Genomic DNA, 13314 nt, shown 5'->3' on the forward strand with positions numbered 1-13314 from the left:
GGCGGGAGCCGAGGATCGGACCTCGGCTCCCGCCCCTTTTCGGTCGTTCACGCCCCCATCATGTGCACCCCACCGTCCACGTGGACGATCTCGCCCGTGGTGCGCGGGAAGAAGTCCGACAGGAGGGCGACGACCGCGCGGGCCGCCGGGTCCGGGTCGGCGAGGTCCCAGCCGGCCGGGGCCCGCTCGGTCTCCCAGACGTCGGCCAGCTGCGAGAAGCCCGGGATGGACTTGGCGGCCATGGAGCGCAGCGGGCCGGCCGCGACGAGGTTGCTGCGGATGCCGCGGGCGCCCAGGTCGCGGGCGAGGTAGCGGCTGGTGGACTCCAGGGCGGCCTTGGCGACGCCCATCCAGTCGTAGTGCGGCCAGGCGACGGCCGCGTCGAAGGTGAGCCCGACGACCGAGCCGCCGCGCCGCTCCAGCAGGGGCAGGCAGGCCGTGGTGAGGGACTTCAGGGAGTACGCCGAGACGTGCACGGCCGTCGACACGTCGTCCCAGGTGCCGTCCAGGAACGAGAAGGCGCCCTGGGGGCCGTAGGCGATGGAGTGCACGACTCCGTCGAGGGAGTCGACGTGCTCGCCGATCCGCTCGGCGAGACTGTCCAGGTGGCCCTGGTCGGTGACGTCCAGCTCGATCACCGGAGCGGGCTTGGGCAGGCGGGCCGCGAAGCGCTCGATGAGGGTGAGCCGGCCGAAACCGGTCAGCAGGACCTCGGCGCCCTCCTCCTGCGCGATCCGGGCCGCATGGAAGGCGATGGAGGCGTCCGTGACGACCCCGGTCACCAGGATCCGCTTGCCGGCGAGGATGCCGCTCATGCCACCGACACCCCCTTGGGCAGCGCGCTGACCAGCGGGGAGTCATGGTCCTGCGGGCCGAGGGCGCTGCCGCCGCCGGGTTCGCCGAGGCCTTCGAAGAAAGCGGCGTTGGAGGCCGCGTGGTCGTCGCCCCACTCCTCGGGCAGGTCGTCCTGGAAGTAGATGGCGTCGACCGGGCACACCGGTTCACAGGCGCCGCAGTCCACGCATTCCTCCGGATGGATGTACAGGGCGCGTTGTCCCTCGTAGATGCAGTCCACGGGGCACTCGTCGATGCAGGAACGGTCCTTGACGTCGACGCAGGGCAGTCCGATGACGTAGGCCATGCTCAACTCCTTGTAAGGGCAGGGTGGTTCACTTGACCGGGGTGCCGGTGGTGCGCTCGCCCAGGGTCAGCACGGTGACGGCCAGGACGGCCATGGCGGCGGCGATGACGCCGAACAGCGCACCGGCGCCGTGTGTGTCCAGCACCGGGAGCAGCACGAACGGCAGGGCGGCGGCGCTGAGTTTGGACAGCGAGTAGGCGGCGCCGGAGGCGGTGGCCCGGATCGCGGTGGGGTACTGCTCGGACAGGTACACGTGCGAGACGCTGGAGAAGACGTTGCTGAACAGCGTGTAGGCGAAACCGCAGGTGACGATCAGCGCGGCCGAGTCCGCGTAGCCGAAGCCGAGTCCGGCCAGCACCATGGCGGTCGCCGAGAGCGCCACCAGGGTGCGCCGCTCGACGCGGTCCACGACGGGCAGGACGAGCGCGGAGCCCACCGGGTAGCCGAGGAAGGACAGCGCGGTGAAGCCGAGGCCGGCGACGACGCCGTAGCCCTTGGCCGCGACGATCTGCGGGGCGAGCGTGCCGAAGCCGTAGTAGCCGACGACCGACAGCACGCAGAACAGCCAGAGGACGAGCGTGCGGCGGAGCATGCCGGGCCGCAGGACGTCCCGCAGGCGGGAGGGTTCCACGGCGTCCCGGGCCGCCGGCTCGGGCGTCCGCAGGGGCAGTCCGAGGCCCGCCGCCTCCGCCTCCATCCGGGACACCAGCCGCTCGGCCTCCTCGGTGCGGCCGGTCGCGGCCAGCCAGCGCGGGGACTCGATCAGCTGCCGGCGCAGGAACCACACCACCGCCGAGCCGAGGGCGCCGAGCACGAACAGCCAGCGCCAGCCGGCCACGCCGAGCGGGGTCAGCGGCACCAGCCACAGGGCGGCGAAGCCCACCGCGGGCACTCCGCAGAAGGCGAGGGTGTAGGCCCGGGCGATGAACCGGCCGCGCTTGCTCGCGGGCAGCACGTCGGCCAGGTAGCAGTCGGAAAGGGCCTGCTCCGCACCGATCCCGACACCGGCGAGGAAGCGGGTGGCGATCAGCCAGGTGGCGTTCGGGGAGAAGGCCCCGAGCAGCGAGAAGACCGAGTAGATGGCGAGGTTGACCAGGAAGGCCCGGCGCCGGCCGAACCGGTCGGCGATCCGGCCGAGCGTCAGGGAACCGATGAACTGGCCGACGAACACGGAGGCCAGGACGAGTTTGAGCGAGGTGGCGCCGAAGCCGAAGTCGCTCTGCAGCACCTTGCCGATGGTGCCCGACAGGTTGTTCTCGAAGGTGTCGAAGAACAGGCCGACGCCGATGACCGCGGTGAGTCTGCGGTGCAGGGGAGTGATCGGCATGCGGTCCAGGCGGACCCCGATCGGGGCGGGAGCGGTGACTCCGCCCGCCGCCGCGGTGGTCTGGGACATGGGGCTGGCTCCTTTGGGGACTCCTTGCGAACTCTTTCGCTCCCGGGAAGGAACCGCCCGGGCCGCCGGCGGGCCCGGGCGTGCGGCCCGGGGGCCGGGATGTGGGGGGTGTGGGGGAAGTGGTGGTACGGACGGGCGGGTTGCGCGTCAGGCCGCTTCCACGGCCCGGCGCCGGATCTGCTCCTCCACGTCACCGCGCCGCACGGGCGCGCTGACCTCGTGCAGGAAGGACGCGACCTCGCGGTACGAGGCCCAGAACCCGACCTCGTGGTACGGCACCCCGCGCTCGGCGCAGTACTCCATGGTGAGTTCCCGCGCCCGCGGCAGGCTCTTCTGCGGCATGGCCGGGAACAGGTGGTGCTCCACCTGGTAGTTGAGGCCGCCGTAGAGGAAGTCGATCAGCTTGCTGGGCCGGATGTTGCGGGAGGTGAGGACCTGGCGCTCCAGCCAGTCCAAGGTCTCCTCCGCGCCGTCGCGGACCTCCATGCCCTTGTGGTTCGGGGCGAAGATCATCCCGAAGTAGACGCCCAGCGAGGCGTTCTGGACCAGGATGAAGGCGACCGCGAGGGGCGGGGAGAGCACGGTGAAGACGAGGGTGAGGTAGACGGCCGCGCGCAGCAGGATGAGGAACGTCTCCAGGGCGGGTCGCTTGGTCTTGCCCTGGACGATCGACAGGACGGCCGTCTTCAGCATCTTGAAGCCCTCGAGCACCAGCAGCACGAAGAACAGCACGCTCTGGTAGCGCACGACGAGCTTCTGGGTGCCCTTGCGGCTCGGGTACTGCTTGATGTCGAAGATGGCGGTGCGCCGGCCGATGTCCGGGTCCATGTCCAGGTGGTTGGGGTTGCTGTGGTGCCTGTTGTGGTGGTTGACCCACCAGCCGTAGCTGACCCCGTTGACCAGGTTGGCGTGGAAGTAGCCGACCGCGGAGGCGGCCTTCTTGCTGCGGAACATGGCCTTGTGGCCGGCGTCGTGCCACATGAACGCCGACTGGCCGCCGCACAGCCCCATCCACAGGGCGGTCAGGAGCTGCCACCAGGAGTCGCCCAGCTCGAAGAAGGCGGCGAACCCGATCAGCAGCAGGGTGGTGTTGAGGGCCAGCTTGCCCACGTAGTACCGGGGATCGAGGTCGAGCAGACCCTCGGCCTTGACCCGTTTGAGCAGTTCGGCGAAGGTCGCCGAGGCACCGGTGCGCTGCCCTGCGCCGGCGCCTCCGCCGGCGGCCAGTGCGGCCCCGGCCTCTTGTATGTGCGGACGCTGCATGCGTTGCTCTCCTTGGGAGAAGTGCCCGGATCGGGCGGCGGCGCCGCTGCCCCGCGGACCTGCGGGCGCCGCGAGTCGACTTCAGCTCCCGCGCGCGGTCACCGTCGCGGGTCGGGTCCTGTCGCGCGGCAGGCGGGAGTTCGACGACAGGGCCCGGTGCCCGCCCGGCGGACCCGGGCGACGGGAGCACAGTGCGGTGCTCCCGGGCCCGGACCGCCGGGCGAACGTGCGTCCAGCGTTCCGTGGAGCGCTGATGTGGCACTGATACCGGTCTGACCGGGTGTGCGGTGCCGCTGCCCCCGGCCCGTTCGCCTCCGGCGCGCCCCGGCGGCCGGCCCACGGCGGCTCAGGCGGCCGCCCCGCCGCGCAGCCGCTCGTCGAGGGCGCGGACGACCGAGTCGGCGGCCTCTGCGACCGTCTCGTCGTCGGGGGCCCCGATGACGGCCATCAGCTGTTCGACCATGGCGTGCTGGAGTTCCTCGGTGGACTGGCTCATGTCGGTCTCCTTCGGTGAGTGCGGGTCAGAAGGCTTTGCAGGCACGGAAGATGTGGGCGAACCCCGGCAGCGAGGCCTGCGGTCCGTCGAAGGCGACGTACTCGGGAATCACCACGTCGGGGGCCCACTTCTGCTTGTACGACAGCTGAGTCTGCGCCGGGTACAGGGCCGCGCCCTCGGCCCACAGGGCGTGCATCAGCCACTGGAACCCGGGGCTGTGGCCGTCGAGTTCGTGGCCGGCGTCCAGTCCGGTGAACGGCGTGAAGCCGAAGTGCAGCCACTCGACGCCCTCGGCCCGGAACGTCTCGATGGCGTGCGCGTTGATGGCCTCCATCAGGCCCGGGGAGCCCTCGGGGATGCGGCGGCTGAGGTCGTGCATCCAGCCGGCCCGGCTGCCGTAGACCGGCGAGTAGGAGATGTAGGCGACCGGGGCGCCGTCGATGGTGCCGGTGAAGAGCCGGCGGTGCGCCTGGGCCTCGCCGCCGATCTGGCCGACGAGGAACTCCAGTTGCTGGGCGCCGCCCTTGGAGCCGAGCCAGGCCTGGTCGATGGTGGCGATGGCGTCCTGCACGTCGGCCGCGTCGACCTCCTGGATCGTCAGGCCGTTGCGGTGGGCGCGGGAGATCTTGTTGCGCAGTTGCATGAACTTGGTGCCGCGCAGCGTGAACTCGGCCAGGCCGACCGCCCAGGAGGCGCCGACCTGGTTGACGGTGAAGCCGAGCCGGGCGTAGCGCTCGGCGTCGGTGCGCTGGAGCTGGACGCCGACGAGGTTCAGGCCCTCGTCGCGCACGTACTGCCGGAAGGCCTCCAGGAGCGTGCCGTAGTCCTGCTCGGCGGCGAAGGGGCCGCCGAACTGCACGGCCCAGCGGCCGGTGCGGCGGTAGACGACGACACCGTCCGTGCCCGGAACGGTGAAGGTGCTGTTTCCGCTGTTGAGCGCCAGGAAAGAACTCGGGTTCTCGGCGGCCGTGTGGGCGCGCACGGCGTCGAGAACCGGGTTGTCCGTGATGGTTTTGGTGGTGGTCGCGGTCATTCCCGTACCCCTTTCGGGAGCGTTTTCCATCGAAGGGAGTACAGCACCGAGAGGTTGTCCGGGAAAAGGGCCACAAGGAATTCATTGCCTGCGTCAGAAGCGTGTCAGCATTCCGTCAGCGGGCACTGCCATTGTGGTTCACGTGAACGGCACGGGAAACCGGGCCGGAAGCAGGGAGAGGTGCCCGGAGTGGCTGATCGGGGACCATGAGCACGCCTCTAGGTCGGGCCGGCGACGGCCCACGCAGGTTCAAATCCTGCCCTCTCCGCCACTGTTGGAGTCACCGTCGAAAACCATAGTCGGACCGGAAATTCCGTACGCGGGTGAAATCGAATTCACCGACCCGGCGCGCGGAACGAACTTTTCCCACCCCGGTGTCGCGTCGAAGGCGATGCGGCACCGGATGCCCCAGGAGCCGCCGGCCGCCCCCCGTCCCGGCGGAGCAACCGCCCCGGCGGGCCGTCCAGGAAGCAGACGCCCGCCGGGGCGCGGCGCGTTCGGCCGCCCTGTCCCTTCACCGCAGCACGACCCCGGAAAGAAGCACCTACGCCAGGAATTGTCATCAAAGGGGGGAAGACATGCTGAGGTTCTCCGTTCTCGGCGCCCTGCAGATACTCACCGTCGCCGGCCCGGCGGACGTCTCGGGCGATCTGCAGCGCACCCTGGTGCAGACGCTGCTGGTCAGCGAGGGTCAGCCGGTGTCCGGGGAGAGCCTGGCCGAGGAGATGTGGGGGGACTCCGTCCCCGACAACCAGGCCAACGCGCTCCAGGCCCATGTCAGCAGGCTGCGCCGCAGACTCCGGGAGCTGGAGCCGGACCGGCCGGCCTCGCGGGTGACCATCCACCCCTCCGGATACCGGCTCGGGATCGGGGAGGGCGAGCTGGACGCGGCCGAGTTCATCAGGGCGGTGCGGCTGGCCGAGTCCGCCGCGCCGGACGACGCGGCCCGCACCGCGCGGCTGCTCGGCGACGCGCTCGGGATGTGGCGCGGCCCCGTCTTCGGCGGGTTCGCCGGCGGGACCATGTGCCAGCTGGCGGGCGCCCGCTACGAGGAGTACCGGATGCGGGCCATGGAGTTGCGCTTCGACGCCGAGCTGCGCCTCGGCCGCCATGCCGCGGTGCTCGCGGAGCTGGCCGAGGCACACACCAACCACCCCTTGCGGGAACGGTTCTGCGAGCAGCTGATGATCGCCCTGTACGGCTCGGGACGGCAGGCCGACGCCCTCGACGTCTTCCGCCGGATGCGCCGCCACCTCGACGACGAACTGGGGATCCAGCCCTCCCCCGCCCTGCGCCGGGTCGAGCACGCGATCCTCTCCCACGACCCCGCCCTGACCGGCGACGCCCGCCTCCAGCCGGTCTGACGGGCAGCCGCCCGAGGGCCGCGTAAGCGCCCCGTCAGCCACCGGTCAGCCCGCCTTGTCACGCTCGACGGGCAAGTGGAATCAGACCCCCCTATCTCCGGAGGCCCCATGACCACGAGCCAGACCCCGGCGCACGCGGCGACGCATCCGCCCGCCCGTGCCGTCGCGGCCCGCCCGTTACGGACCTTCCTCGCGCTGGACGCGGCCGTGACCGCCGGCAACGGCCTGATCTATCTGCTCGCCGCCGGCCCCGTCGGCGACCTGCTCGGCCTCGGCACCGGACTGCTGCACGGCATCGGCGTGTTCCTCACGGTGTACGGCGGCCTGGTGGCGCTGCTGGCGAGCCGCCCGGTACCGAACACGGCTGCCACCAAGGCCGTGATCGAGGCCAACGCGCTGTGGGCGGTCGCGTCCGTCGCCACCGCGGTCTTCGGCTGGTTCGGCCCGAACACCGTCGGCACGGTGTGGACCGTGCTGCAGGCGGCCGTCGTCGCGGCCTTCGCCGCGCTCCAGGCGAGCGGCCTGCGCCGACTGTCCGACTGACGTTCCGTCACATCAGGTAACCAGGGGGAGACATGAGGTCCCAGGTCGAGGAACTGGCCGGCATACGCGCACGCGTGCTCGCCGGCCCCAGCGAGAAGGCGACCGCCGCCCAGAAGGACAAGGGCAAGCTCACCGTGCGCGAACGGATCGGCCTGCTCCTCGACGAGGGCTCCTTCCAGGAGGTCGAGCCGCTGCGCCGGCACCGGGCGACCGGCTTCGGCCTGGAGGCGAAGAAGCCGTACACCGACGGAGTGGTCACCGGCTGGGGCACGGTGGAGGGCCGTACCGTCTTCCTCTACGCCCATGACTTCCGCATCTTCGGCGGGGCGCTCGGCGAGGCCCACGCCGCGAAGATCCACAAGATCATGGACATGGCCATCGCGGCCGGTGCGCCCCTGGTCTCCCTGAACGACGGCGCGGGCGCCCGCATCCAGGAGGGCGTCACCGCCCTCGCGGGCTACGGCGGCATCTTCCGGCGCAACACGGCCGCGTCCGGCGTCATCCCGCAGATCAGCGTGATGCTCGGACCCTGCGCCGGAGGTGCCGCCTACAGCCCCGCGCTCACCGACTTCGTCTTCATGGTCCGTGAGACCTCGCAGATGTTCATCACCGGCCCGGACGTGGTCAAGGCGGTCACCGGCGAGGAGATCACGCAGAACGGCCTGGGCGGGGCCGACGTGCACGCGGAGACCTCCGGCGTGTGTCACTTCGCGTACGACGACGAGGAGACCTGCCTGGAGGAGGTGCGCTACCTGCTCTCCCTGCTGCCCCGCAACAACCGCGAGAACCCGCCCCCGGTGCCGTGCGACGACCCGGCCGGCCGGCGCTGCGAGACACTGGCCGACCTGGTGCCGGCCGACGGCAACCGGCCGTACGACATGACCCGGGTGATCGAGGAGATCGTCGACGACGGCGAGTACCTGGAGGTGCACCAGCGCTGGGCGCGGAACATCATCTGCGCACTGGCCCGGCTGGACGGCCAGGTCGTCGGGATCGTCGCCAACCAGCCGCAGACCCTGGCGGGCGTCCTGGACATCGAGGCGTCCGAGAAGGCGGCCCGCTTCGTGCAGATGTGCGACGCGTTCAGCATCCCGATCGTCACCCTGCTCGACGTGCCCGGCTTCCTGCCGGGCGTCGGCCAGGAGCACGGCGGCATCATCCGCCACGGTGCGAAACTCCTCTACGCCTACTGCGACGCGACCGTGCCCCGTATCTCCCTGATCCTGCGCAAGGCCTACGGCGGCGCCTACATCGTCATGGACTCCCAGACGATCGGCGCCGACCTGACCTACGCCTGGCCCACCAACGAGATCGCGGTGATGGGCGCGGAGGGCGCGGCCAACGTCATCTTCCGGCGGCAGATCGCCGAGGCCGACGACCCCGAGGCCAGGCGCGCCGAGCTGGTCAAGGAGTACAAGGCCGAGCTGATGCACCCGTACTACGCGGCCGAGCGCGGCCTGGTGGACGACGTGATCGACCCGGCCGACACCCGTCGCGTGCTCATCGGCGCGCTGGCGATGCTACGCACCAAGCACGCCGAGCGCCCCGCCCGCAAGCACGGCAATCCCCCTCAGTGACGGAGGCCCGCATGTCCCCCACATCCCCGACTCCCCCGATCCGCGTCGAGAAGGGCGAGGCCACCGAGGAGGAGCTGGCCGCCCTCGCGGTGCTGCTGCTCAGCCGCAGCGCCCTGGCCGGACACGGCACCGAGCCGTCCTCCCCCGGCACCACCTCCTGGCGCCCCCACGGCTTCCACGCACCCCACAGCTGGCAGCGCTCCTGACGACCGCCGCCCACGCCGAGGGGGGGGGGGGGGGGGGGAGGGGGGGGGGGGGGGGTGGGGGGGGGGGGGGGGGGGGGGGGGGGGGGGGGTCTTCTCCCACCCCCCCCGGCTGAGCCCTCCCCCCACACCCCCCCCCCACACCGCGGCCCCCCCCCGCGCCCGGGGGCCCCCCCCCCCTGGTCGGGGGCGGTCAGCCCTGGGTGAGGATGATGTCCTGCTCCTGCTCCGCGTGGAAGAAGGGCAGCGGCACGATGCCGGAGGGGCGCAGTTCCATGAGGGTGACCTCGACCCGGGCCGGGCCGGCCTCGAGGGAGTCGGCGAAGAGCCTGCCGGAGTTCTCCCAGCCGTGCTCGGCGCCGTCGCACAGGGCTCTGCTGCCGCCGATGGGGTACTTGCTCCGGGGGTCGGCCTGGGCGACCGAGGCGCTGATGAGGACCGGCCCGGTGCCGGGGGTGCAGCGGTAGGTGCCGGAGAGGGTGACGGTGCCGTCGGGGGCGATGACGCCGACCGGGTCGACGGTGATGCTCTCGCCGGCGTCGGCGGCGGCGGGTCCGGCGACGGCACACAGCAGCGCGGCGGCTCCGAGGCCGGCGGCGAGGACAGGGCGTACGGGCATGGGATGCCTCCCGGTTCCATGTGGTGGGGGACCTCAACTGGTACCGGGCGCCCGGGCCGGCGGCCGTGATCGTCACCCCATTGGTGGCGCGTCATGGAACCGTCCAGGAGTTGTCCGCGTGTTGTCACGCTTCACGACGGGCGGTTCCGGGGCGTTCACGACGGGAGCATGGTCTAAGCATGCCGGGCGGCGACCGACCCGCCGGCCCCTCACATCCGCTGTGGAGGTGCGCCATGTGCTCCTACCAGATCTCGTGCACGGCTTCCGAGTCCGGCGCCCCGCACACCGTGGCCGCCCACCCGGAACAGGGCTGGGCCCTGCTGTGCGACGGCTCGATCGTCTTCGACGACACCGGCGAACTGCACCCGGACGGCAGCGTGGTCCCGCCGCGCCGGGTCCCCGCCGAGCGGCTCGCCGTGGCGGCCTGAGGCGCTACGGCAGTACGGCGAACCCGTCCAGCTCCACCAGCGCCTGTTCGTCCCACAGCCGTACGACCTGCACGACCGCCATCGCCGGATAGTCCCGGCCGGCCAGGTCCCGCCAGATGCGGCCCAGTCGGCGCGCGTGGGTGCGGTAGGCGGCGACGTCGGTGGCGTAGACGGTGACGCGGGCGAGGTCGGCGGGGGTGCCGCCGGCCGCGGCGAGGGCGGTGAGGAGGTTGCCGAGCGCCTTCTCGAACTGCTCGGGGAGCGTGGCGCCGGTGACCTTGCCGTCGGAGTCGAGGGCGGTCTGGCCCGCGAGGAACACCACGCGGGAGCCGGAGGCGACGACGGCGTGCGAGAAGCCCGTGGGCGGGGACAGCTCGGGCGGGTTGACGCGCTCGGTCGTCACGGGCGGCCCTCCCGGGCGACGGTGGCGTACAACTCCTTGGCGATGATGCTCCGTTGGACCTCGCTCGCGCCCTCGTAGATCCGCGGGGCGCGCACCTCCCGATAGAGGTGTTCGAGCAGGTGTCCCCGCTCCAGCGCCCGGGCTCCGTGCAACTGTACGGCCGCGTCGACGACGTACTGCGCGGTCTCGGTGGCCAGCAGCTTCGCCATCGCGGCCCGTCCGGGCACGTCCGGTGCCGTCTCGTCGTACGCGGTCGCCGCCGCGTACACCATCAGGCGGGCCGCCTCCGTGCGCAGGGCCATCTCGGCCACCTGGTGGGCGACGGACTGAAGGTTCATCAGCTTGCCGCCGAAGGCGTCCCGCCCCGCGGTGTGGTCGACGGTCGCGTCGAGTGCCGCCTGGGCCATGCCGACGGCGAAGGCGCCGACACTGGGCCGGAAGAGGTTGAGCGTGCCCATCGCGACCCTGAACCCTCGGTCGACCTCCCCGAGCACGTCCTGCCCGGTCACGGGTACGGCGTCGAAGTCGAGGCTGCCGATGGGGTGGGGGGAGAGCATCTCCAGGGGTGATCCGGTGAGGCCGGGCCGGTCGGCGGGCACGAGGAAGGCGGTCACCCCGCGGGCGCCGGCCTCGGGGGTGGTCCGCGCGAAGACCGTGTAGAAGTCCGCCTCGGGGGCGTTGGAGATCCAGCACTTCTGCCCGGTGAGCAGCCAGCGCCCCGGCCCCTGCGGATCCGCCCGCAGTTCCAGCGCGGCCGCGTCCGACCCCGCTCCCGGCTCGCTGAGCGCGAACGCGGCCACCGCGCTGCCGTCGGTCACGCCGGGCAGCCAGTGGTCCCGCTGGGCCGGGGTGCCGTGGGCGTGGACGGGATGGGCGCCCAGGCCCTGCAGGGCGAGGGCGGTCTCGGCCTCCGTGCAGGCGTAGGCCAGGGACTCCCGCATCAGGCAGAGGTCGAGGGCGCCGGCGGCGAAGAGGCGGGAGAGCAGACCCAGCCGGCCCAGTTCCGCGACCAACGGCCGGTTGACCCGGCCCGGCTCGGCCTTCTCGGCTAGCGGGCGCAGCCGTTCGGCGGCCAGGGAGCGCAGTTCGGCACACCAGGCCGCTCGTTCCGGTTCGAGTGAGAATGCAGGCATCGCCGGTCCCCTCTCCCGTGCAGTCACCCGACCGTATCGCGCACCGTTGACTGTCGTCACCAACACGATACGCTCCTTGTGCGAGCCCACCACGAGCCAAGCAGGCAAGGGGGCGCCATGCACGTCTCGGCCCACGTCGACACCTTCGCGCGCGACCACCTCCCGCCGCCGGACGAGTGGCCCGAGCTGCGCTTCGACCTCCCGGAGCTGCGCTACCCCGAACGGCTGAACTGCGCGGTCGAGCTGCTCGACCACGCCGACCCCGCCCGCCCGGTCTTCCACACCCCGTCCGGCCCGACCTGGACGTACGGCGAGCTGCGTGCCCGCGTCGACCGCATCGCCCACGTCCTCACCGGGGACCTGGGGGTCGTGCCCGGCAACCGCGTCCTGCTGCGCGGCCCCACCACCCCGTGGCTCGCCGCCTGCTGGCTGGCCGTGCTGAAGGCGGGCGCGGTCGCGGTCACCGTCCTGGCCCAGCAGCGTCCGCACGAGCTGGCCACGATGTGCGAGATCGCCCGGGTCCGGCACGCGCTGTGCGACATCCGGGCCGTGGACGACCTCGCGAAGGCCGAGGTCCCGGGCCTGCGCATCACCACGTACGGCGGGGACGCGCCCGACGACCTGCTGCGCCGTCCGGCGTCGGACGCGCCGTACCCGGCGGTCGGCACCGCCGACGACGACGTGGCCCTCATCGCCTTCACCTCCGGCACCACAGGCCGCCCGAAGGGGTGCATGCACTTCCACCGGGATGTGCTGGCCATAGCCGACACCTTCTCCCGACATGTGCTGCGCCCCCGCGCGGACGACGTCTTCGCCGGGAGCCCCCCGCTCGGCTTCACCTTCGGACTCGGCGGACTGGTGGTCTTCCCGCTGCGGGCCGGCGCCAGCGCCCTGCTCCTCGAACAGGCCGGTCCCCGGCAGCTGCTGCCCGCCATCGCCGAGCACCGGGTCTCTGTCCTGTTCACCGCGCCGACCGCCTACCGTGCGATGCTCGACGCCCTGAACGGCCATGACATCTCGTCCCTGCGGCGCTGCGTCTCCGCCGGCGAGAACCTGCCCGCCGCCACCTGGCGGGCCTGGCAGGAGCGCACCGGGCTGCGCGTCATCAACGGCATCGGCGCCACCGAGCTGCTGCACATCTTCATCTCCGCTGCCGACGAGAACATCAGGCCCGGCACCACGGGCGTCCCGGTTCCGGGCTGGCAGGCGCGCGTCCAGGACGCGGGCGGCGACCCGGTGCCCGACGGCGAGCCCGGCCTGCTCGCGGTCCGCGGCCCGGTCGGCTGCCGCTATCTCGCCGACCCGCGGCAGCGGGAGTACGTGCGCGGCGGCTGGAACGTCACCGGCGACACCTACGTCCGCGAGAGCGACGGTTACTTCCGCTACGTGGCCCGCGCCGACGACATGATCATCTCCGCCGGGTACAACATCGCCGGGCCGGAGGTGGAGGACGCGCTGCTGCGCCACCCGGACGTGGTCGAGACGGCGGTCGTCGGCCGGCCCGACGAGGCGCGCGGCCAGGTGGTGGTGGCGTACACGGTGCTGCGGGACGGGGCCCCGCGCGACCCTGAGGCGCTGCGCGTCTTCCTCAAGTCCGAACTGGCCCCGTTCAAGTGCCCGCGCGAGTTCGTCTTCCTCGACGCACTGCCCCGCACGGCCACCGGCAAGCTGCAACGGTTCCGCTTGCGTACCGGAAGTGACCGGCAGTGATGCCG

Annotated in this window: 15 protein-coding genes and 1 tRNA gene; 7 read left to right on the plus strand and 9 right to left on the minus strand. The window is 72.1% G+C overall.

Annotated elements, in window-relative coordinates; all coding sequences use genetic code 11:
- Positions 1-47: 47 nt before the first annotated feature.
- The 6 genes from fabI to AC07CM_RS14930 form a co-directional block, all read right to left on the minus strand.
- A complete protein-coding gene (gene fabI / locus AC07CM_RS14905; protein ID WP_478876782.1) occupies positions 48-815 on the minus strand; it encodes an enoyl-ACP reductase FabI in 768 nt (255 codons plus the stop codon).
- Positions 812-1141, minus strand: coding sequence for a ferredoxin (gene fdxA, locus AC07CM_RS14910; RefSeq protein WP_478876783.1), 330 nt, complete (start codon positions 1139-1141; stop codon positions 812-814). Before fdxA ends, fabI begins: the two co-directional genes overlap by 4 nt.
- 28 nt (positions 1142-1169) lie before the next feature.
- Positions 1170-2537, minus strand: coding sequence for an MFS transporter (locus AC07CM_RS14915; RefSeq protein WP_478876784.1), 1368 nt, complete (start codon positions 2535-2537; stop codon positions 1170-1172).
- 147 nt (positions 2538-2684) lie between these two features.
- On the minus strand, positions 2685-3800 hold the full coding sequence (locus AC07CM_RS14920; RefSeq protein WP_478876785.1) for a fatty acid desaturase family protein: 1116 nt from the start codon (positions 3798-3800) through the stop codon (positions 2685-2687).
- 346 nt (positions 3801-4146) lie between these two features.
- On the minus strand, positions 4147-4296 hold the full coding sequence (locus AC07CM_RS14925; RefSeq protein ID WP_478876786.1) for a hypothetical protein: 150 nt from the start codon (positions 4294-4296) through the stop codon (positions 4147-4149).
- 25 nt (positions 4297-4321) lie between these two features.
- Positions 4322-5329, minus strand: a complete 1008-nt coding sequence (locus AC07CM_RS14930; protein ID WP_478876787.1) for a DUF2156 domain-containing protein — start codon at positions 5327-5329, stop codon at positions 4322-4324.
- Between the two features lie 174 nt (positions 5330-5503).
- Between AC07CM_RS14930 and AC07CM_RS14935 the strand changes: the two genes are divergently transcribed.
- The 5 genes from AC07CM_RS14935 (at position 5504) to AC07CM_RS14955 (ending at position 9019) form a co-directional block, all read left to right on the plus strand.
- Positions 5504-5600: transfer RNA gene (locus AC07CM_RS14935), tRNA-OTHER, on the plus strand.
- A 307-nt stretch (positions 5601-5907) separates the two neighbouring features.
- On the plus strand, positions 5908-6693 hold the full coding sequence (locus AC07CM_RS14940; RefSeq protein WP_478876788.1) for an AfsR/SARP family transcriptional regulator: 786 nt from the start codon (positions 5908-5910) through the stop codon (positions 6691-6693).
- A 108-nt stretch (positions 6694-6801) separates the two neighbouring features.
- Positions 6802-7236, plus strand: a complete 435-nt coding sequence (locus AC07CM_RS14945; RefSeq protein ID WP_478876789.1) for a hypothetical protein — start codon at positions 6802-6804, stop codon at positions 7234-7236.
- Positions 7237-7268: 32 nt separating this feature from the next.
- Positions 7269-8813, plus strand: coding sequence for an acyl-CoA carboxylase subunit beta (locus AC07CM_RS14950; RefSeq protein WP_478876790.1), 1545 nt, complete (start codon positions 7269-7271; stop codon positions 8811-8813).
- Positions 8814-8824: 11 nt separating this feature from the next.
- Entirely contained in the window at positions 8825-9019 is a 195-nt protein-coding gene (locus AC07CM_RS14955; protein ID WP_478876791.1) for an acyl-CoA carboxylase epsilon subunit, read from the plus strand.
- A gap of 190 nt (positions 9020-9209) precedes the next feature.
- On the opposite strand, the gene AC07CM_RS14960 is transcribed toward AC07CM_RS14955, so the two are convergent.
- Positions 9210-9635 carry a DUF6299 family protein gene (locus AC07CM_RS14960; protein ID WP_478876792.1) on the minus strand — a complete coding sequence of 142 codons (426 nt, stop codon included), beginning with the start codon at positions 9633-9635 and terminating at the stop codon, positions 9210-9212.
- A gap of 233 nt (positions 9636-9868) precedes the next feature.
- On the opposite strand from AC07CM_RS14960, the gene AC07CM_RS14965 reads away from it, so the two are divergent.
- Positions 9869-10063, plus strand: coding sequence for a DUF5999 family protein (locus AC07CM_RS14965; RefSeq protein WP_478876793.1), 195 nt, complete (start codon positions 9869-9871; stop codon positions 10061-10063).
- A gap of 4 nt (positions 10064-10067) precedes the next feature.
- Here AC07CM_RS14965 and AC07CM_RS14970 read toward each other — a convergent pair whose 3' ends face one another.
- Together AC07CM_RS14970 and AC07CM_RS14975 are read right to left on the minus strand one after the other, a co-directional pair.
- Positions 10068-10466, minus strand: a complete 399-nt coding sequence (locus tag AC07CM_RS14970) for a RidA family protein (protein ID WP_478876794.1) — start codon at positions 10464-10466, stop codon at positions 10068-10070.
- Entirely contained in the window at positions 10463-11599 is a 1137-nt protein-coding gene (locus AC07CM_RS14975) for an acyl-CoA dehydrogenase family protein (protein ID WP_478876795.1), read from the minus strand. Before AC07CM_RS14975 ends, AC07CM_RS14970 begins: the two co-directional genes overlap by 4 nt.
- A gap of 117 nt (positions 11600-11716) precedes the next feature.
- Between AC07CM_RS14975 and AC07CM_RS14980 the strand changes: the two genes are divergently transcribed.
- Entirely contained in the window at positions 11717-13309 is a 1593-nt protein-coding gene (locus AC07CM_RS14980; RefSeq protein WP_478876796.1) for an AMP-binding protein, read from the plus strand.
- The last annotated feature ends 5 nt before the right edge of the window (positions 13310-13314 follow it).

This window comes from Streptomyces sp. NPDC044061 (genome assembly GCF_056434305.1).

Bases quoted from the DNA above. Each gene is read 5' to 3' on its own strand.
- fabI (WP_478876782.1), bottom strand. From the start codon at position 815: ATGAGCGGCATCCTCGCCGGCAAGCGGATCCTGGTGACCGGGGTCGTC.
- fdxA (WP_478876783.1), bottom strand. From the start codon at position 1,141: ATGGCCTACGTCATCGGACTGCCCTGCGTCGACGTCAAGGACCGTTCC.
- AC07CM_RS14915 (WP_478876784.1), bottom strand. From the start codon at position 2,537: ATGTCCCAGACCACCGCGGCGGCGGGCGGAGTCACCGCTCCCGCCCCG.
- AC07CM_RS14920 (WP_478876785.1), bottom strand. From the start codon at position 3,800: ATGCAGCGTCCGCACATACAAGAGGCCGGGGCCGCACTGGCCGCCGGC.
- AC07CM_RS14925 (WP_478876786.1), bottom strand. From the start codon at position 4,296: ATGAGCCAGTCCACCGAGGAACTCCAGCACGCCATGGTCGAACAGCTG.
- AC07CM_RS14930 (WP_478876787.1), bottom strand. From the start codon at position 5,329: ATGACCGCGACCACCACCAAAACCATCACGGACAACCCGGTTCTCGAC.
- AC07CM_RS14940 (WP_478876788.1), top strand. From the start codon at position 5,908: ATGCTGAGGTTCTCCGTTCTCGGCGCCCTGCAGATACTCACCGTCGCC.
- AC07CM_RS14945 (WP_478876789.1), top strand. From the start codon at position 6,802: ATGACCACGAGCCAGACCCCGGCGCACGCGGCGACGCATCCGCCCGCC.
- AC07CM_RS14950 (WP_478876790.1), top strand. From the start codon at position 7,269: ATGAGGTCCCAGGTCGAGGAACTGGCCGGCATACGCGCACGCGTGCTC.
- AC07CM_RS14955 (WP_478876791.1), top strand. From the start codon at position 8,825: ATGTCCCCCACATCCCCGACTCCCCCGATCCGCGTCGAGAAGGGCGAG.
- AC07CM_RS14960 (WP_478876792.1), bottom strand. From the start codon at position 9,635: ATGCCCGTACGCCCTGTCCTCGCCGCCGGCCTCGGAGCCGCCGCGCTG.
- AC07CM_RS14965 (WP_478876793.1), top strand. From the start codon at position 9,869: ATGTGCTCCTACCAGATCTCGTGCACGGCTTCCGAGTCCGGCGCCCCG.
- AC07CM_RS14975 (WP_478876795.1), bottom strand. From the start codon at position 11,599: ATGCCTGCATTCTCACTCGAACCGGAACGAGCGGCCTGGTGTGCCGAA.
- AC07CM_RS14980 (WP_478876796.1), top strand. From the start codon at position 11,717: ATGCACGTCTCGGCCCACGTCGACACCTTCGCGCGCGACCACCTCCCG.